At 45.4% G+C, this 18,513-nt stretch carries 20 protein-coding genes; 10 read left to right on the forward strand and 10 right to left on the reverse strand.

Features of this window, described 5'->3' with window-relative positions; all coding sequences use genetic code 11:
• The first annotated feature begins 25 nt into the window (after nt 1-25).
• Genes AC5O63_RS04440 through AC5O63_RS04450 form a run of 3 tightly spaced genes read left to right on the forward strand, consistent with a single transcriptional unit; the run spans nt 26 to nt 1,600 of the window.
• Nucleotides 26-616, forward strand: coding sequence for a TetR/AcrR family transcriptional regulator (locus AC5O63_RS04440; protein ID WP_494504059.1), 591 nt, complete (start codon nt 26-28; stop codon nt 614-616).
• A 9-nt stretch (nt 617-625) separates the two neighbouring features.
• Nucleotides 626-871, forward strand: a complete 246-nt coding sequence (locus AC5O63_RS04445; RefSeq protein ID WP_494504060.1) for a hypothetical protein — start codon at nt 626-628, stop codon at nt 869-871.
• Nucleotides 872-904: 33 nt separating this feature from the next.
• Nucleotides 905-1,600, forward strand: coding sequence for a hypothetical protein (locus AC5O63_RS04450; protein ID WP_494504061.1), 696 nt, complete (start codon nt 905-907; stop codon nt 1,598-1,600).
• 4 nt (nt 1,601-1,604) lie between these two features.
• On the opposite strand, the gene AC5O63_RS04455 is transcribed toward AC5O63_RS04450, so the two are convergent.
• Together AC5O63_RS04455 and AC5O63_RS04460 are read right to left on the reverse strand one after the other, a co-directional pair.
• Nucleotides 1,605-2,219 carry a TetR/AcrR family transcriptional regulator gene (locus AC5O63_RS04455; protein WP_494504062.1) on the reverse strand — a complete coding sequence of 205 codons (615 nt, stop codon included), beginning with the start codon at nt 2,217-2,219 and terminating at the stop codon, nt 1,605-1,607.
• Between the two features lie 162 nt (nt 2,220-2,381).
• Nucleotides 2,382-3,557: a lytic polysaccharide monooxygenase gene (locus tag AC5O63_RS04460; RefSeq protein ID WP_494504063.1), complete on the reverse strand. Its 1,176-nt coding sequence runs from the start codon at nt 3,555-3,557 to the stop codon at nt 2,382-2,384.
• A 323-nt stretch (nt 3,558-3,880) separates the two neighbouring features.
• Here AC5O63_RS04460 and AC5O63_RS04465 point away from each other — a divergent pair, with 323 nt between their 5' ends.
• Together AC5O63_RS04465 and AC5O63_RS04470 are read left to right on the forward strand one after the other, a co-directional pair.
• Nucleotides 3,881-5,032 (forward strand): substrate-binding protein, encoded by a 1,152-nt coding sequence (locus AC5O63_RS04465; RefSeq protein WP_494504064.1) that lies wholly within the window; start codon nt 3,881-3,883, stop codon nt 5,030-5,032.
• Nucleotides 5,029-6,840, forward strand: a complete 1,812-nt coding sequence (locus AC5O63_RS04470; protein ID WP_494504065.1) for a diguanylate cyclase — start codon at nt 5,029-5,031, stop codon at nt 6,838-6,840. The genes AC5O63_RS04465 and AC5O63_RS04470 overlap by 4 nt, the downstream gene beginning before the upstream one ends.
• Here AC5O63_RS04470 and AC5O63_RS04475 read toward each other — a convergent pair.
• The 7 genes from AC5O63_RS04475 to AC5O63_RS04505 are packed head-to-tail and all read right to left on the reverse strand — an operon-like array spanning nt 6,813 to nt 12,507.
• Nucleotides 6,813-8,564, reverse strand: coding sequence for a bifunctional lysophospholipid acyltransferase family protein/GNAT family N-acetyltransferase (locus tag AC5O63_RS04475; protein WP_486796094.1), 1,752 nt, complete (start codon nt 8,562-8,564; stop codon nt 6,813-6,815). The genes AC5O63_RS04470 and AC5O63_RS04475 overlap by 28 nt on opposite strands.
• Nucleotide 8,565: 1 nt before the next feature.
• Nucleotides 8,566-9,018, reverse strand: coding sequence for a hypothetical protein (locus AC5O63_RS04480; protein WP_171802569.1), 453 nt, complete (start codon nt 9,016-9,018; stop codon nt 8,566-8,568).
• 17 nt (nt 9,019-9,035) lie between these two features.
• On the reverse strand, nt 9,036-9,473 hold the full coding sequence (locus AC5O63_RS04485) for a YHS domain-containing (seleno)protein (RefSeq protein ID WP_486788478.1): 438 nt from the start codon (nt 9,471-9,473) through the stop codon (nt 9,036-9,038).
• Nucleotides 9,470-10,216 carry an NRDE family protein gene (locus AC5O63_RS04490; protein ID WP_239823883.1) on the reverse strand — a complete coding sequence of 249 codons (747 nt, stop codon included), beginning with the start codon at nt 10,214-10,216 and terminating at the stop codon, nt 9,470-9,472. The genes AC5O63_RS04485 and AC5O63_RS04490 overlap by 4 nt, the downstream gene beginning before the upstream one ends.
• Before the next feature lie 2 nt (nt 10,217-10,218).
• Nucleotides 10,219-10,755, reverse strand: coding sequence for a hypothetical protein (locus tag AC5O63_RS04495; RefSeq protein WP_494504570.1), 537 nt, complete (start codon nt 10,753-10,755; stop codon nt 10,219-10,221).
• A 35-nt stretch (nt 10,756-10,790) separates the two neighbouring features.
• Nucleotides 10,791-11,921 carry a D-alanine--D-alanine ligase gene (locus AC5O63_RS04500; RefSeq protein WP_494504066.1) on the reverse strand — a complete coding sequence of 377 codons (1,131 nt, stop codon included), beginning with the start codon at nt 11,919-11,921 and terminating at the stop codon, nt 10,791-10,793.
• Nucleotides 11,905-12,507, reverse strand: coding sequence for a DedA family protein (locus tag AC5O63_RS04505; protein WP_069668774.1), 603 nt, complete (start codon nt 12,505-12,507; stop codon nt 11,905-11,907). The genes AC5O63_RS04500 and AC5O63_RS04505 overlap by 17 nt, the downstream gene beginning before the upstream one ends.
• Nucleotides 12,508-12,765: 258 nt before the next feature.
• Here AC5O63_RS04505 and AC5O63_RS04510 point away from each other — a divergent pair, with 258 nt between their 5' ends.
• The 5 genes from AC5O63_RS04510 to AC5O63_RS04530 all read left to right on the forward strand — a co-directional run bounded on the left by AC5O63_RS04510 (nt 12,766) and on the right by AC5O63_RS04530 (nt 16,766).
• Nucleotides 12,766-13,407, forward strand: a complete 642-nt coding sequence (locus AC5O63_RS04510; protein ID WP_494504571.1) for a recombinase family protein — start codon at nt 12,766-12,768, stop codon at nt 13,405-13,407.
• Nucleotides 13,407-14,612 carry a multidrug effflux MFS transporter gene (locus AC5O63_RS04515; protein ID WP_494504067.1) on the forward strand — a complete coding sequence of 402 codons (1,206 nt, stop codon included), beginning with the start codon at nt 13,407-13,409 and terminating at the stop codon, nt 14,610-14,612. Before AC5O63_RS04510 ends, AC5O63_RS04515 begins: the two co-directional genes overlap by 1 nt.
• Complete coding sequence (locus tag AC5O63_RS04520) at nt 14,609-15,766, forward strand: winged helix-turn-helix domain-containing protein (RefSeq protein WP_494504068.1); 1,158 nt, start codon at nt 14,609-14,611, stop codon at nt 15,764-15,766. The genes AC5O63_RS04515 and AC5O63_RS04520 overlap by 4 nt, the downstream gene beginning before the upstream one ends.
• Before the next feature lie 107 nt (nt 15,767-15,873).
• A complete protein-coding gene (locus AC5O63_RS04525; protein ID WP_494504069.1) occupies nt 15,874-16,485 on the forward strand; it encodes a 3'-5' exonuclease in 612 nt (203 codons plus the stop codon).
• Between the two features lie 5 nt (nt 16,486-16,490).
• Nucleotides 16,491-16,766 (forward strand): nitrogenase-stabilizing/protective protein NifW, encoded by a 276-nt coding sequence (locus tag AC5O63_RS04530; RefSeq protein ID WP_004746340.1) that lies wholly within the window; start codon nt 16,491-16,493, stop codon nt 16,764-16,766.
• Nucleotides 16,767-16,770: 4 nt separating this feature from the next.
• On the opposite strand, the gene AC5O63_RS04535 is transcribed toward AC5O63_RS04530, so the two are convergent.
• Entirely contained in the window at nt 16,771-18,450 is a 1,680-nt protein-coding gene (locus tag AC5O63_RS04535) for a flagellar assembly protein A (protein WP_494504070.1), read from the reverse strand.
• Between the last annotated feature and the right edge of the window lie 63 nt (nt 18,451-18,513).

Genomic DNA, 18,513 nt, shown 5'->3' on the forward strand with positions numbered 1-18,513 from the left:
ATGATGTGAGAAGCCAGGATAATTGATGAGTAAGATTGAGCAAAACAGAGAAAAGAAAAAGCAGGCTATACTGACCTCGGCGAAAACTATATTCTTATCAGAAGGATACACTTCAGCCAGTATGGATAACATTGCAGCGGACGCTCAAATAACAAAGCAAACGTTATACCGTTACTTCCCATCAAAACTTCAACTATTTCAAGCGACTCTTCTGCAATTAGGAGAAAGCTATAACTGCAAGTACTCAGAACATCTCGAAGTAGAAAGCACCCGAGAAGCCATGATCGCTTTCGCCATTGAGTTTATGACCTTCCATTTATCCGAAGAACACATCGCAACCCATAGGCTGTTAATTACGGAAGCCGTTCAAGCTCCAGAACTGGTTAAGAGTTTTATGGATATTGGCCCAGACGAGACGGACTCAGTATTAAAGAAATTTTTCGAAGAACGATTTGAACTTACGCAACCAAACAGCAAAATCGATCTTTGGCTTGGCATGCTGCTGGCCCCGAGATCCTCGTTACTATTGGGTTTGCCAGCTTTATCTAAGATTCAGATAGTACAACACGCGACAGAAGCTACTGATGTCATACTCGCGAATATGACTAAAGGCTAGGCCAGTACGATGAAACCGATCCCTCTTGAGCAAACACTTGGCTTCACCTACCACTGTACAGAGAATTACGTGCATATCTACCGTGATGGGAGCTTGGTGACGACACTGCGAGGAAAAAGTGCAATTCACTTTACAGCGCGGGCTGCTGAAATGAACCACCAACAGCAGCAACAGCTGATGGCGAGAGAAACAGGTAACTATAAACGTGGTAATGAAAAATCAGCCAAATCTAAACACCAAAACAAATACCGTTAACCACTAGGGTTATCAACAAATACAGGGAATATCGTGAAAGACAGAATGGAACAAGCCACTCTTAGCGCCATAACCAATAATCAAAACTGGTGCCAGCGTGTAGCAGAAATACACCAAGTGGAAACAAAACTTGAAGCGAATTACTGGTGTTCGAAACACCCAATGCCGACCTTTTTCCCCAACCTAGTCACACTCAATACGTCTGCTACACAAGCGCTATTGGAAGAAGTCATTCCTGTACAAGGCAGCTACTTTGTAAAAGATTGCTTTGCCGCGTTAAGCCTCGACCTATTAGGGTTCACTAAGTTATTTGATGCAAATTGGTATATTAAGAAAGCTCAACCACCGCTTCAACAACGCGATAGTGTCCAAATCTCAGAAGCGACAAGCGCTGAAAGTTTGGCTGAGTGGGAAACCCGCTGGCGTGGGGAAGAAAACTATACGCCTATTTACCCCAGCAGCGTGCTAGATTCCAAGGCCATCCGGTTCTTCACTTCTGAGTCACATGGGCAAGTCGCGGGTATTACGAGTTTCAACGATACACACACGCTCGGCATCTACAACTTATGGGGTGAGCCGGCGTTATTCTCCGCTCTTATTGGGCATTTGCAAATGCTTTACCCTAATCAAGATATTGTCGGCTATGGAGATGAACAAGAAGTACAGCGACTTGAGCCACTTGGTTTTGAGATTTTAACGCCTTTAACAGTGTGGGGACGTTTCGCTTAACCGTTCAACTGTTAGTTTTAACGCCGCAGCCGTTGATAATAAGCTGAGTGATGAACTGAGCGGCTTGATGATAATCTTCGTTATCTAGCTGCTCTTTTTTCATGACATTGCAGATTTGCCAGCCAAAGTCGGCATAGGTTTGAGTGGCGGCCCAGATGGTAAACATCAGGTGGTGCGCCGGAACGTCATCCATCAACCCCTGCTGTGACCAGGTTGAAAACTTATCGATGATCATTTGTGACTGCTTAAACAGCTCTTGACCAATATCTTCTGGTAGTGCCTTGGCCCCTGACATCACTTCATTGGCGAATACCTTTGATGCATAAGGATGGTCGCGTGAAATACGAAGTTTCGCTTCGATATACTCGGATAAGGCTTGAACTGGGTCTGTCAGTTCTTCAATTGGTCGTGATGCTTCAAGCAATGGCTGGGTTACTGTCTTTAGTACCGCGTAATAGAGCTTATCTTTGGAGCTGAAGTAGTAAAAGACGTTCGCCTTAGGAATATCAGCCGCTTTAGCGATATCGACAATTTTTGTCGCCGCATAACCATGGGTAGCAAACTGTTCACTGGCTACTTCAATAATTAGCTGCTGATTTTTCTGCCTAATACGACTCATTCGATACCCTTATACGTTCACATCGAAATCAGTGTAAACAATATGTTATTTAAGGCAAGACGAGAAACAGCTCCACGTAGCCTACATCACAGTCATAACGAAGAAGTGACGACCGATTGGTCGCCACTTCTTCGTGTGCCTAGCATAGATTTACAATGTAAATTATCGCCATACGCCCCACTCTCCAGTGGTTCCGGGCTCTTCTCCTTTTGTCCACCATTGCGCTGTCCACTCTCTACCATTATGAGTCACAACATCTCCCGTGTCGTAGACCTTATCTTTATCCCAAAGGTTTGTAGGTTCGACAGGAGGTGTATCTGCTTTGATGAGCGAAAGGGCATAACTGAAGGTATTGTTTGGTGCTAAGACTTGGTTGGCGTAGATATTATTGGTATCAAACATATAGTGGTTCATTTCTGCATGCCAAATCCCCACATACCAATCACCCGTTTGCTGAGAGTTAAACTGATCTGCAATTTCAGCCGCCCAAGTCGTGGTATTGTTGGCGCTAATAACTAAAGATACATCGACAATTTCTGCCCCAGTGGCATCAAATGTACGGAATCTGATCGTGTCACCAGATTCTACCGGACCAAACCCTTGTGGCACAAAGTAGCCCAATGCCGTCAGATTGTTGTTCGGATCCGTTGGGTCGGAAGGATCGGTTGGTGGGTTGGTTCCGCTGCCTCGCAAGGTAATATCACTACAGTTGTAAAAGCCCTCACCTGCCACATCGATACGTTGCCATCGAGTGTATAGGATCGCGTCGCCAGAGCGATCTGCCGGGAAAGTGACTTTCATTCGATATCGCTTTTGCGCATCGACTACAATATCGCCTGCGGTATCAATTAACTCAAGATCATCCCACGTTAAAGGTAGTGAAGGGTCATAACTTGGCTTGGTTAAGTAGAACTCCCAATAAGAAGGGTTGTGCGGCGCTTGGCCGTAGAATACAAAATCTATTTGATTGTTGGCATCTAATGCAACGTTAGTACGCTGCCAATGAGGAGACACAGCATTAAGCCCTTTCTTGGCCGAATCACCAGCAGAACACAGCTCACCGTCAGGCACTATCGCTTTGACATGAGCCATGTCTCGATAGTTAGCCACATTCGCGGCCACTTCACTGCGCTGCACAAATGGATAAGCCCCCGATTGGTCATAAGCGGCCTGACACGCTTGATTGGGTATTTCATCAGTCCAAAAACCACCATCTTCATAGCATGTATTTTGGCGCGCACTAGGGAACTCCGCCCAGCCATGAGCACTCACATTCATCGAGCTCAATACGGCTAATGCACTTAAACTCATTAGAGGTAGGGTTAGATTCATCTTCATTTTTCATCCTTTTTATTAGCTAACTGACTGCTCAAACAAAGAGTGATCCCTTTGTTTGTCCATCAAAGCTAGCAGGATGAATCGAAGTAACAGGTTAGATTGACGTGATGAATTGTTAGACTTTCGCCTGCTTTCCAAGATTTTTGTCGCCTGACTAAAGAGCCAGTTCACTCTTTCGAGTCACTTCAAACTCTCGGCACTTTAGAACACTGCGCCGATATTGGAGTTAAAGCCGCCTTTTTACTCTCTAATCGCTATAACTGTATTATTATTAAGGATAAAGCCAGTACGCATGTTCAATCATTTACTAAGGACAGTAATACATGCCGCATTTCATCAGAGTATTCGCGATATTTGGGCTCTTTTCCTTACTCGGCTGCACCGAGCCCATCACTCCAATCAAAGTTGGTGTGGTGTTACCCCTTACCGGAACTTTCAGTGGCTATGGAGATAAAGCGCTGAAAGGGGCTCAGCTCGCAGTAGAGCAAATCAATGCAAGAGGAGGCGTCAATAACCGTCAGATAGAACTGATTGTCCGAGATAATCAGACCGATCCGGCGAAAACCGTTGCCTACACTCGTGAGCTAATTCAACAACACAACGTCCATGCCTTGCTCGGTCCCATAAGCAGTTCATCGCGATATGCGATGAGTGAAATTGCCAGCAAATACCAAATCCCCATGCTTTACGGTATCGACTACGAGGGGGGACACCATGACAACTACCTAATTTGCTATAGCACAATTCCAGAACATTACATCGACCCTGTTATTCCCTATTTCATCGCTAAGAATCAACAAAAATACTTTATCTTTGGTTATGACTATATCTGGCCCCATAAAATGTCACAGCGCATCAAACAAGCTGTAGACGCTAATGGAGGCGAGGTAACGGCTGTCGAATTCACCGCATTTGGTGTGACTGACTATCGCCCTGTTCTAGAAAGGTTGGAAGCCTCTGAAAGTGATGTATTAATGCTTATTTTACCTGGCACGGATGGTTTCGAGTTTATTAAGCAGTTTCGCCGCTACGCTTTTAGCCGACCGATAGAAGTCGTAGCTTTCGCCGCAGACGAAACTTATCTCGACGCTGTAGATGCAGAGCTATTAGAAGGCATCTATACACCCCTGCACTTTTTCAGTGACCTGCAAACTGATTTCACCAAACAATTCACTAAGCAGTATCGGCACTTTCATGGCGAAGAGGAGATAATCACATACTCATCCAAAGCCCACTACGACTTAATCTACCTACTCAAGGCGGCAATAGAAAAGTCTGACCTTGCAACCCATCAGCAAGTCATGAATAACTTACATGGTCTGACTCGCTATTCAGGTGCAGAAAAAATACATCTTCGAGAAGACAATCATTTTGACTTACCCATGTATCTTGGACAATACCAACAAGGCACGCTAAAAGTAGTCAAGCAGTTTGGCGTTATCTCTCCACCGGATCAACGAGTAGGAGTGCAATGAGCCGACTGAGATATAAGATCTTTTTACTGTTTGTCCCTTTAATAGCCTGCATATTCCTGTTTGGTCACGGCTACTTCGTTGCTCGCAAAAACCTGATGCTAGAGCACATCAACCAAACCAGTCGGCTGGCAACAGCCCAAGTCGCTGTCGATATTGGCTATTTCGCTGAAAGACGATTTGGCGAATTTGATGATATAAGCGTTCAACTCCAGCAATGCCATCAGATTGAAGTTTCTACTTCACCGATTTCTATCGCCAGTGCGCTGAGCTATTCTGCGGGTTTCTCTGCACTTTTTGTTTCAGATATCAACGGCCACGCCAATCAGTTCACTCTTTCCGCCAACCCCAGTAACCGCTATGTACTGCGCAAAAACTTAGATGGTGCCTCGTTGCTCGACAGTCATCATTTATCACTACTGATGCGCTCTGCTACAGATTGGAAGTTAGCTGCGCCAAAACGTGAAAAGCAGCTAAAACAACTGGTCGCTGCGCTATCACAGCTTAAAATCCGCGGTGAAGAGAACTCTATAGCAAGCCGTAACTTAACCCAAGAACTGATTAAGCTCCGCCAGATGAAGCACTTACCAAAAGCGGTAGTGACCATGGTTGACGATACAACCGTTGCGAAGCTCGGCTTGATCTATAATACCTCAACCTATTTTTTCTCTCGTCCTCTACTGGATTGCCAGCACAATCTCATCGGCTTTTACACCGTTGTTCTCGATCGAACCATATTGGAAGATCAACTGTTTGCGGTAAAACAGAATTTTCTAAAACAAGGGTTACATGCGGTAGATGTGGCACTTGTGCGCAATAAAGATCAACACATCATCACTGGCTATCGGTACTTAGAGCAAAATAAGCTCTCAGAGAACAAACTCAACCAAAATACTACGCCCGTGATGAGAGAAGATCTTGGTGGTGTTCTGACTAATCAAGCGGTTGATATTAACCCCAGTATTGCCTCCTCACTGTTATTAGACACAAGTCATTCACATAAGACTGGCATTAGTGTGGTTCTTTTTGTCGACCGAGATGAAATCAATCGAATCAGCCAAACCATCAGAAAAGAAGTAGATATCTATATCGCTGTTTCAATCACGCTCTTCATAGTACTGTTTCTATTTGTCTCCCGATACGTTGCTAAACCAATCATCGCCTTGCGTAAACAAATACGCCTTCTTTCTACAGGCGGGAACCCCAAAATAGAGCGAACCACGCGAAAAGACGAAATTGGCGAACTGCTCAACGCGTTTGAGAAAATGACCCAAACCATTCGCCATAAAGAGCAGCAGTTAACCAAACTTGCCCAGTATGACCCTCTGACAGGGATCTTTAACCGAAGGGCACTGATGGATTCAGTCAAAGATATAGAAGCACTTCATCACCATACGACCGTCGTTTTTATGCTCGATTTAGATCACTTTAAAATGGTTAATGACCAATTTGGTCATGCAGTCGGAGATAATGTACTGCGCAACGTAACTGCATTAATCAAACAAGATATTCGCCATAGTGATATTTTTGGTCGAATGGGAGGGGAAGAATTTACCGTGATACTTCCAGAGACAAAACTTGAGAAAGGGATACAAATTGCCGAGAGAATTCGAAAATCGATTGAAGTCTTCTTGGGTGACTCTCTTCCAGAGCCTTCTTCACATCAACCGCTTACGATAAGTATCGGTGTTAGCGTTTGGCAAGGAGGAAGCTTTTCAAAAGCCCTTGCTAATGCAGATAAGTATCTCTATCGCGCTAAAAAGCAAGGGCGTAATCAAGTGGTTTATGAGGGCAAATGCGAATCCAAATAAGCCTGAGCCTGCTCTTTGCCCATATATTTACCTAATGTTCGCGCAGGGACTGTCGTCAAATCAACCACAATCAAACCATCTAGAGCAAAATTGAATGCAGGGTCCACATTAAAGCAAACCAGTTTGCCATTCATACCCAGATACTGTCTGAGCAAAACAGGTAACCCCATACCCTGCTCTAAACGACTTAACACTTTAGACAACAGAGGTAGCTTGGACAAAGAACTAAGCATATCTGGGCGCCAGAATTCCTGACCACTTTTTTCTAGTGGCGTTGTCGGTGCCACGAGCTTAGCTTTTTCATCATCGTAATAGTGAACGGACATGACTGATGCAATTAACTGGCGTGCAACTGGGCTGTAGTCATTGCTGATACTGACTGGGCCAAACAAATGGGTGTATTTAGGGTTACGTTGCACAAAGCCAGCAATGCCTTTCCACAGCAGAAGTAGAGAGTGCATGTTCCTTTGATACTGCTTTGCGACCACTGAGCGTCCTAACTCGATAGATTGACCTAAACTCTCAACGAAAGCCTCATCGTATTTAAACAAGCTGGTCGAGTAGAGCGCTTCAATACCACCTTTGGCAAGCAACTCATCAACTAAACCCAAACGGTAAGCGCCGACTAAATCACGGTTGGCCTTATTCCATACAAAGAGCTGATAATAGTGTTGGTCAAACTGGTCGATATCACAACTGCGTCCACTGCCTTCCCCGACTTCCCGAAAGCTCTCTTCCCGAACTCGGCCAATTTCGCGCATCATGCTTGGCATGCTTGGCGTTGGCGCGCAGTAAACCTCGAAATCCCCCTGCTCTAGCAGCTTATAAGACTCTAGTGCGAGCAATTCGCTTTCCAATGTCTCGACAGACACAGGAGCAATGATAGGCTCAGCATTCTCATCTTGTAGGGTCGGCGCTTGCTCGTTGCCCATACTCCCCATCAGATAGGTGTTTAATCGAAAGTACTGAGTAATATCCTCTTCGTTATCGAAGTCTTTAATCTCACTGTAAGGAATAGGATTACCCACTGAGACCGAGATAGTTTCTCCCGATTTATTGAGTAGCTCTCGGCCTAACATCGCCGTCCTGAGTAATGGATGAATTCGCCCTGCCTGATAAAACAGTTTGCTGTTCATTCCATTGATGAATAGCGGAACGGTGGTCGCCTCGGCATGCTTAACAAACTTAGCAACTGACTTACTCCACGCTTTGTCGGTGATCTTATTCTCACTCGCTTGCCACGAGGAGACTTCACCAGCAGGAAAAATAATCAGAACTCCACCTTCTTTTAAGTGATGATTGGCCTCTTTGATCGCTTGTCGATTGGTTCGCTTGGCTTTTTCACCACCAAACACATCAACTCCAATAAACAACTCATCAAGCTCTGGTATGCGCTTGAGCAGCTCATTCGCCAGCACTTTGACATCTTTGCGTACTTTAGAAATCAAAGAAGCGAGAATAATCCCTTCGATACCACCAAATGGGTGATTGGCAACGATTAAAACCGAGCCTTCCGCTGGGATGTTCTCAAGGCTGCCATGATCAACCTGATACTGAGTACCAATTCGAGCCAACGCTTCATGCATAAACTCAAAACTGTCTTCCGGTAGCGCATCTTGTTTGTACAACGAGTCGAGCGTAGCAAGCCCTGTCGCCCACTCTACAACGGATTCTCCAATACCAAATGGTGTTTTACGCGGTAATCGAAAAGGACTATCAATCATACTAAGCTCCTTTCGCTAAAAGGTTGTGAGTGAATGTACCTTGTGTTTTAACGTCGCGAATAAACAAGAAGACACCGCAACTCCACACGATACACGCCATACCAAACAGTAAACCTCCGTCACTGCCCACCACTTCTCCCATCGCATTAAACTCTGGCATAACCACACCTAACGGAGTAAACAGATGGAAGAAGATCGCACCAGTCATAATGCCCGCGCTCATGGCAGCTCCAACACCATGTAGTCGAGTGAACAGCAAGATAGAAGCGATGAGCTCAGCAAAGCCAATCATGTAACCGCCATAAACCCCGAACCATTCAATTCCTGACCACTCACCTAAAGTGCCGAAAATATGCTCAGTTTCGTAAGAGCCAGAAAACTTAAAGAATAGCGATTGAATAAATACAAAGGCGATAAAGGCAGAGGGTATATGCTTTAGTGGCGCAAATTTCATGGGTTGGGTCCTTATTATTATTGGATTAATGTCGGCCAGTTTTTATCTGCCGCAGAGATGTGACCTGCGCGGTCGTCGTCCCACCAGCTTTTAACTTCTGCGTCATAGTTAAGGTAAAGCTTGCCATCAACGATTGCCCACTGCTTCGGATCGGATGAAGCAAAGTCATTCTTGGCTGAAATCGCCCATGCACAGTAACCACCGTATTGCGGTGCGTATGCATCTGGGTCTGCTTTGAATTTGTCGAGATTTTCTTGTGAAGAGAAATACCAGTCAGCGCCTTTATATTCGGTTTGCCATTTGCTATCTCCTTTCACTGGCTTACCTTGAGTGAAGTAGGCCACGGTGTCATAACCACTGACGGCTTTATTGCTAAAGATTCCGGTATAAATCTCATCCGCAGCAAAGGTAGGAAAACTGAATAACATGATCAGCAGGGCGAATAACTTTTTCATTTGAAAACTCCTTGTTCGACAATGTCGTTTTTAAGGCAACTTAGGCTAGTGCGAAAATCAACATTGCGATGATTGTCGATAGATTGGTAATTCATTTCTTGTTTAGAAGAAGACACGACAACCGAGGTAAAACTTACAGTGCGCGCATCATTTCTTTCCATTAATGGTGAAAGGTGCGGATAGTTTGCGTCATAGGTTTGATGGAACAGTCGACCCACTTCATGATCAGGCATCGTGGTGATCAACTCATTGAACAGTTCTAGGCGATACTGACGCGCCTCTTCAAAGTGCATCGCTGCAGACACTATCGGAGCAAAAGCATGAGAACGCCTAAGTTGCTCGCCATCCCAAGTCCAAAGTACGGTTTCATTGGCGGTACGCCTGGTGTCAAAAGAGACGACGGTAAAAGGGGCAAACGAGCTTAAATCCATATCCAACAGGCGGCTATCGACAGTCTGGCTCGAACAACTGCTCGCCAGTCGTTTGATGATAAGACCTCGACTGGTTAACTCTCCATTTGGCGTCATGCCTTGATAAAAGTTGAGCAGACAGACGGTGACGCCATGTTCATTGGTTGAAATCCAACTGCCACCACCGACAGGATCAATCGGCATCAGACAGTGAACACCATCAATCAGAACACTTTGCGGCTCAAGTGCAGGCAGGCGAGAACGTTGCTCATCTCGATTGAAGTAAACTTCATAGTGATTATTGCCATGATAAACCCAAGATAATGTACACATACCTATTGAGCCCTCTGGTAAGTTGCCGTTGTGGGAGCGACGCCAAAGTGGCTGTCAGAGTCGACACCACGCAAAGAGGCAACGACTTTAGCCATCGCAAAATGATGGGTAGCATGTAGCGCAGCAAACGTCAGCTCACGAACGAATGTTGAAGAGACTTCCTCGACATGGGTTTGCGACAACATGACTTCCGTTTCAACGCTGACGACTTGGCGAAGTTCATTGGACGGTAATTCAAACAGCCACTCGACCAGCTCTCTGATTTCCTGTTTGGCGACGTCTAAGCTTCTTTCTACCGCGTGCCCGCGACGGCGAACGTTGTAGTCGATTTTGAGCGGATCAAGCTTGATGGCGTAAAACAAATCAAGCCAGTGACGAAAGTGCTCACCTATCGAACTACTTACATGCGGTTGAGCAATAAAGACATAATCTTCCTGACTGAGCGTTTCTAAAAACTCGTAACCTTGATTGAGTGTTTCAATGCATCCCACCACAGCTTGGGAAGGGCGCGTCTGAGCATTTGTCGCTAAGCGTGTCATTACATTTTTCATGTTTTTCTTCCTAAGCGCGGCGGTTAATCGGTCATTGGATAAAGCTGAGTTAAGAGTTTCTCTTCCCGCCAAGCTTGCAGTAATGCACCCAATGTTGGGGTTTTGTGGCCTTGTTTTTTATGCTTAGAGCCAATCTGGTAAAGCAAACGATACTGTTTTAAAAGCGTAGTAAAGATATCGCTTAGCGGTGTATCGCTATCCCAAATATGCGCGGCTTCGCTGCTCGCCCCATTGATTTCCAAGATATCGAAACACTCACCATTCATTAGGGTTTGGATGTCTTGGAACTTGATATCGAGACGACCATAGTGGAAGCCTTCAAAGTCGCCGAGAATCTGATCTAACTTTTCTTCCAGCGCTTGTGTAATGAAATGGTTACCATCGCGGAAAATAGCACCGCGAGAATGGCTACCTGCAAATGCCAATTGAAACTCGTCCTTATCAGCAACCACCAGATCGAGATGATCACTATGGCGAGGAAGATAAAGATGCTGAAGTTTGCCTGCTCTTGGACACTTTTCGATTAGCTCTTTCAGGGTAGAATGACCATCTCCAATCACCCTTGGGGAATACTTCAAAGTAATAGAGATGATTTTCCCGCGCGACTCTCCAGGCTGCCGGACATAGAACACGCCAGCTTCGGCACTGTATTGCGACTTCTCTTGCAGTAAGAAACGACCAGAGACAGGAAAGGTTTCAATATAATTTTGCAGTTGCTCGTCCGAATGAATAAGTTTCACTCCAGCCCCACGGCAACCCAGATCAGGCTTTGCCACTAACGGGTACGTCAGCTCTGCTTTTTCAAGTTGGCTTTTAGCATCACTGAGTAAGTCTTGAGTACGTTGTTCAGTTTTAGTCAAAGTGATAAATGGCAGAATCCATTCTTTGGTTTGTTTACCCGCAGAAGTGAAAATGTCGTGCTTTGACTCCCCAACCATACCACTCAATTTGATGGCTGGGTTGGCGATCAATGGCAGTGCCCAATCTCGATGAAGGACACTCAACGCCGCACTTTGCAGCACAACGGGTGTGTAGAAAAACCAAGCAGGCAAGAATTCAAACGGAGAAATTACTCGTTTAGGCTCTTGGAGTACGGGCATACCCGCATTGACCATTCCCTGCGGAATCATTTCAACGTTAGCGAGCTGTGTCATACGCATCCCTTAAAAGTGTTTTAGTAATCAGTTTGTTTAGCAGCAACATCAGGCACAGACCCAGTGGAATAAGTAGCCAGCTCACTTGACTATCTTGAAGCCATTGCGCGTTGCCAAGTTGGAAAAAGGAGCCAAAAACCAGCGCTGTCCACAGACCCGTCGCCGTCAAGACAGCAATAAAGAATTTGATTTTTGGCACATCTAGAAAACCACTCAATGTGAAACCAATCGTTCTGAGACCAGGAATAAAACGCACGATAAACAAGGTCATAAACGCTTGCTGATGAAGCTTACGCTGCATACTCCTTGCTCGCTGGTATCGGAACAAACGATAACGAAGGAAGCGCACTTTTTGCGCCGCTTTACCCATCAAGTAAAGACCAAGATCTCCAGTGCTGATACCGACAAATATCGCCATCAGGGCAACAGAGGTCGGCATCAACTGCTCAACCGCTAAGGTCGCTGCGGTCACTATCGCTAGGTCTTCTAATAGGTAAGAGAGTAAAACGATGCCAATAAATAGCATCGTCACAGAGACATTGTCTTGAAACAGCCAAGCTTCTATTGTCGCCGCTAACTCTGTCATAACTCGCCCCGAACTGCCCTTATCTAAAAACAACACGCAACTGGCGTGTTAACTGAGTGTTATTTTCTGCAGCAACGATTGGGTTAATAAGTTTATGATTCGCACCCATTTCATACGCCACATTGATAAAGATAGGATAGTCCGCAGAAAAATTTCACTAAGGGGCAAATTTTAAGAATCGGTTCATTTGGTGTTGACTGTAAATATGAACCAAACTATCTTATGAGCCATTACATTAAATGAACCAATGCAATGATTATGGCCACTTACATCTACACGCGTTTTTCACCTAAGAACCGAGCCTACGCTGAACACCTAGAGTTGCTGCAAAGTGCTGCTGCAGAGAGTGAACACATTGAAGACAAAGTCCGGGGGAATGTACCGCCACTGGAACGCCCTGGTTTCAAGCTGTTACTGGAGAAGCTTAAGCCCGGCGACACCCTATACATCTGGTGGTTAACGGTTTTTGGCCGCGATTTTTCTCAGGCTAAAAACACGCTAGAAGCGCTACTTGGAAAAGGGCTAACCATCAAAACCCTGTGCGAGCCATTAACTCTACAAAGCGGCTGTACTCACACTCAAGCAATGCTCAGCTTGCTGTCCGGTTACGCGAAAGTTCAAATCCAACATCGGCTATTTGCTGCTGAGTTAGGTCGAGAAGAGTTAAAGGGAGATCCCGAGCGGTGGAAGGAGAAGTTTCGTGGTCGACCTGCCGACAAACAAAAGCATCAGCAGATCAAGTCTTTGCTTCTTGAAGGTGAAACGATGCAAAGTGTCGCCACTGCCTGCGATGTTAGCCTATCGACCGTCAAACGGGTCAAAGCCAAACTCAACAAGCTCGACCAAGAAGGTTGTTTACGCCGTCGCGGTCATCATGGCGACCCATCTGGTGAGGTGTAATGAGTAAACCCATTCAATTTCGAACTATCTTTCTGGCGTGTTTAATCATCAGTATTGGTCAGCTCAGTATGGGGCTGGTTTTTCCATCACTGCCATGGATCGCGAAAGACTTTTCTATCTCGCTCGATCAAGCACAGCTTTTAGTCAGTGTGTACTTACTAGGCTTTGGTCCCTCACAATTTATCTACGGCCCAATTTCCGATGCTATGGGGCGCAAAAAAGTACTGCTTACTGGATTACTGATCGCCCTTTCAGGTCTGATGGTGATCATTGTATTGAAAGATTCCTTTAATGGCATGGTGTTAGGGCGCTTTCTGCAAGGGTTAGGTACGGGCTGTTGCGCAGTACTCGCTAGAGCATCAACCAGAGACAGATACAGTGGTGCCCAGTTACCTGTCGCCCTATCCTACATCGCAATGGCCGCTTCCATTACTCCATTGGTTGCTCCTGTTATCGGTGGATTTATTAACTACCATTTTGGTTGGACGATGGTGTTCGTTTCTTTACTAGGTTATGTTTCTTTAGCCTGGGGACTACTCGCATTCAAATTTGATGAAACGCTCTCAGCGACCAACAAAATCCCTTCGCCAAAACAGATGGTTCAGCAATATAAACATTTGCTGACATCGCGCTATTTCATGAGCTTTGCTAGCATAGGTTGGCTTAACTTTAGTCTGATGATTACCACTGTCTCCATCATGCCTTTTATCATGCAAGACCAGATCGGCATGACATCAGACGAATACGCACTATGGGCGATCATTCCCGCACTGGGGATGATTACTGGTACCAGTATCTGCAATCGTGTCAGACCTATGATTGGTAGCAAAAAATTACTGCTATTTACTCCGATACTGCATTTAAGCTCTGCACTGTGGTTTTTCGTTTGTCCGCTTGAACCTCTTTATCTGATGATCGGCCAATTGCTGATGATTCTCGGAAACGGGATTGCGCTCCCTTGTGCCCAAGCTATGGTCATGCAACCATACAAAAAACAGGCAGGAGCGGCAGCGGCAATGTCTGGAGGTGGGCAAATGATCGTTTCTTCGATTGTCAGTATGGCGCTAGTTCAACTTGGTTTAAGTCAGGCATGGCATTTATCGATTGTTATCGTGATTTTTGCTGTGATTACCCTAGGGAATATCTTGCGCGGCTTTAATGCGGTGCAATCCATGGAGCAACAAGGAAAAAGCATCACAACATGAAGTCACTCTCTCTATCTCAAGCACAAAAACTTGCCCTCATCGCCCAAGGGCTTCCCGTAGGAAAGTCAAAAGGCAGCGCTTACAGCAAAACACTCAACGCTTTCGAGCAACTCGGGTATGTGCAGATAGATACGATTTCCGTAGTTCAAAGAGCCCATCACCATACACTTTGGAGTCGTAACCCAAGCTATCAACCTAAGCACCTGGATCAGCTTGTCGCTGACCGTAAAGTCTTTGAATACTGGTCTCACGCCGCCGCTTATCTACCTATGAGTAACTTTCGCTACAGTTTACCGCGAAAGGCGGCGATCAAATCCGGTCAGCAAAAACACTGGTACTGCAATGACCGTCAATTGATGAGCGATGTGCTTAAGCGCATCGAGTCTGAAGGCCCACTGATGGCAAAAGACTTTGAGTCAAAAGCCCATAAAACGGATGGGTGGCATACCAAGCCGACCAAACAAGCCTTAGAAAACCTATATATGCAGGGCGAACTAATGATTGCTGAACGAAGAGGGTTTCACAAAGTCTATGACTTAACCTCACGCGTGTTACCCACTAGCGTCGATACTTCGATGCCAACGCCTCAAGAACACGCGCGATTTCTTGTCATGAGTTACCTGAAAGCGCACAGCTTTGGCACTCTCGCAGAGATGACCTACCTGCTTAAAGACGTCAAACAGCATGTGAAGCAAGCGCTACATGATTTAATCGAGAGTGGAGAAGTTGAGCAGATAAAAATAGGTGAAGGCGAGTATGTGGTAGAAAGCGAAGCACTTCAGTTGCTCGACAAACGCATCAATCGCAAACGGGCAAAGATACTTTCTCCGTTTGATAATCTGCTTATTCAAAGAAAACGTGCCAATGCCGTATTCAACTTTGACTATCTGATTGAATGCTACGTACCACAGGCTAAAAGGCAGTTTGGTTACTTCTGTCTACCTATTTTATGGGATGGCAAATTAGTCGCACGGGCAGACTGCAAGGTTGATAAGAAGAAGTCTGTGCTAAACGTACTTCACCTGTTCACCGAGCCTTCAATAAAGGATAAAGCGGCATTTCTAACCGCATTAGACGAAGAGCTCCAAGCATTTTCCACGTTCAATCACTGTGAACATTTCGCCATCTTGAAGCTGTCTGAAAACGCAAGTTAATCAAGATAGCTTTACCCATACCCAAGGTAAACCTATACTGCTCGTCTTCCACTATGTACTGCTGCACGAAATTTCGAGTTTTACTCGCGCAACAATTAGGATTCTCTATGCCATCAGCAAATTCCGTTATTGTCCTCGATTTTGAGACCACTGGCTTGTCGCCAAATATGGGCGATCGCGCCATTGAAATAGGTGCAGTAAAACTCGTTAACGGCGAGGTAGTGGATACCTTTCAACAATTGATGAATCCGGGCTTTAGAGTCAGCTCCTTTATTGAGGGTTATACGGGTATTACCAACAATATGTTGGCAGGTGCGCCAAGCTGTGAAGAGGTGATGGCAGAGTTCTGTGACTTTATCGCTGACGACAACCTTGTTGCCCATAACGCTTCGTTCGATAAGCGTTTTTTGGACGGAGAACTAGAGCGTATCGGTCTTTCCTACCAAGGTCACTTTGCTTGCTCGCTATTGGTTTCTCGTAGACTGAATCAGGAAGCACCAAGCCATAAACTGGGTGACTTAGTGCGTTTCAAAAACATTGACAATGATGGCGTATTTCACCGCGCTTTAGCTGACTCGCAAATGACAGCAAAATTATGGCTAATGATGATTGATGAAATGGAACAACAAGGTATCCACCAACCTTCGTTTGAACTGATGCAGAAAATCAGCAAAACCAGTAAACATGCGGTTGGAAAGCTACTGAGTCAGTATAAATAATAAGTATGAGTCAAAACGAACTGCAGAAGAAAATTGCTAGCTTCACGTCTATTGAACAAGCGTTAGATTACTTTGAAATAGGTTACGACAGTAAGTTCATTGACGAGTATCGAACTGTGTTGGTGAAGCGGTTTAACGGCTACTTAATTCTAGAAAAACCTGAGGATTGGTTTGCGGGTAGACGAGCGCTTAAAAATGCCTATTGTAAGGTGCAACGCAGCCGTTTAGATAAGCACACCCGCTCGGCATGTCGCGGGTGTACTTCGTGTCAGAGAAGGTAACTCGCTAAACGTCTTGCCCTACATCTTCTTCCTCTAGCATAGAGGAGAACTTAATTTCAAATTGATTGAAGTTAAATGTACTTGGGCCATGCACTCGCTTGGTCGTGACTTTCTCTTCGCCAAATTGAACCGTTACGTGAGTATAGACCTTGCCTTTCACTTCAATGATAGAGTCTTCTAATGCCACTTCTAACTCCTGCTCATGGGTGTCGCGAGCATGTTTCACCTTCTCAAGGTGTGCATTAGCACTGCTTTTATCGGCTTCTAGCTTCTCTTCTTGTTCCGGTGTGCGTTCAGATTTGGGAATCTTTTTAAATTCCAATTCCTTACGTACCATACCCATGGTGGCTTCCTGAGCTTGTGTGTACTGCTCTTTCAACTTAGCTTGCTTGTCTTTAAACATCTGGAAGCGAGCAAAGGCATGCACATGAGTGGCGGTGTCACCCTCAACCCCAAGATTTACACAAGTCACCTTATCGCCGACTTTTGCACTACCACCACTAAGTGTTCCTTGCCTTTCATTCGCGTCACACACCACTAAATTGTGTCCGCATCGTACTTCATTGTTCATGCAGTGTACGGCAAGGTGAATATCAGTGGCCGCTTGCAATTCGCTAAACTGCGCGTAATTGGCTGTAATAGAACCACCCGATTTCACTACGCAGCTCTTTTTCTCATCTTCTGACACGTTATGGCCAATGATGCCTTTGGCGACTTCAATATCGCCCTGAGCCTGAACGTCGGCAGACTCAATGAAGCCGCCGACAGTCAGTGAACCTGTGGTACGAACAACCATATCGGACTCAATGTTGCCAAACACAACCACATTGCCTTTAAACTTAACGTGTCCAGTAGACACACCTATTGTTGGCAAACACAGTGCGTCTTCAACATCCACACCCCGCTCTTTTAGGATTGGCATCCCTGAAACTTCGGCAATTAAAAGGTTAGGGTTATCAGGGGAAACCTTAGTGCCTTTACCGGCTTTCAGTACGGAGTCATTACCCGGCTTTGGCGGAATAATTTTACCTTGGACAGTGATCCCAGGCTTACCTTTAGTTGCAGGCACCCGTTTCATTAGCGGATCATTTTCAGCAACTGTGATGGTTTCACCAAGGTTGAGCATATCAACTTTTCCATCTTCATCGCTCGCTTTAGGAGCAAGTACTTGCTTGGTGGGATCTTTAACGAGAGGAACAAACTTGGCGTCAACACCTTGGGTTGGGTTTTTACCTTTGGCAACCGCTTGAGTAAAAGTTTCACCTGCTTTGAGCTGGTGGCTCATTACTAACACTTTTTTTAGCGCGAGTTTATTGATGCCTTTAGTCACATGAGCTTGCGCAAGGGCATGAACGATCTGAGGGCCTTTAAGGGGCTTTCCTTTGTATGCCCCTGTGACAACCATGCTGGCTAACATGTCATGGTCTGAGAGAACAACTTCAACCGTCGCGTCACGAACTTCGGCAATAGCAATTCCGACATAGGCCTCGCTTTTCATCTCCTTAGCAAAGTTGATAAAGCGCGTAACGTCATCTTCTAAGACGAATAACTCACCAGCACCGATTTCTGATAGGGCCTCAGTTAGCCCTCGCGTATCAAAATTGTTGTCTACCGTAATGTCCGGTGACAGCTTTGCAACTACTTGTTCCTTGTCTTCAGAAAAAGCGACAAACTTGTTCCACATGCCATTCTGCCCTATGTACTTCCTTACTTGAGTGTATAGAAGTTATTCCTCCAACTGTATCAA

Source organism: Vibrio sp. SCP2 (assembly GCF_059295395.1).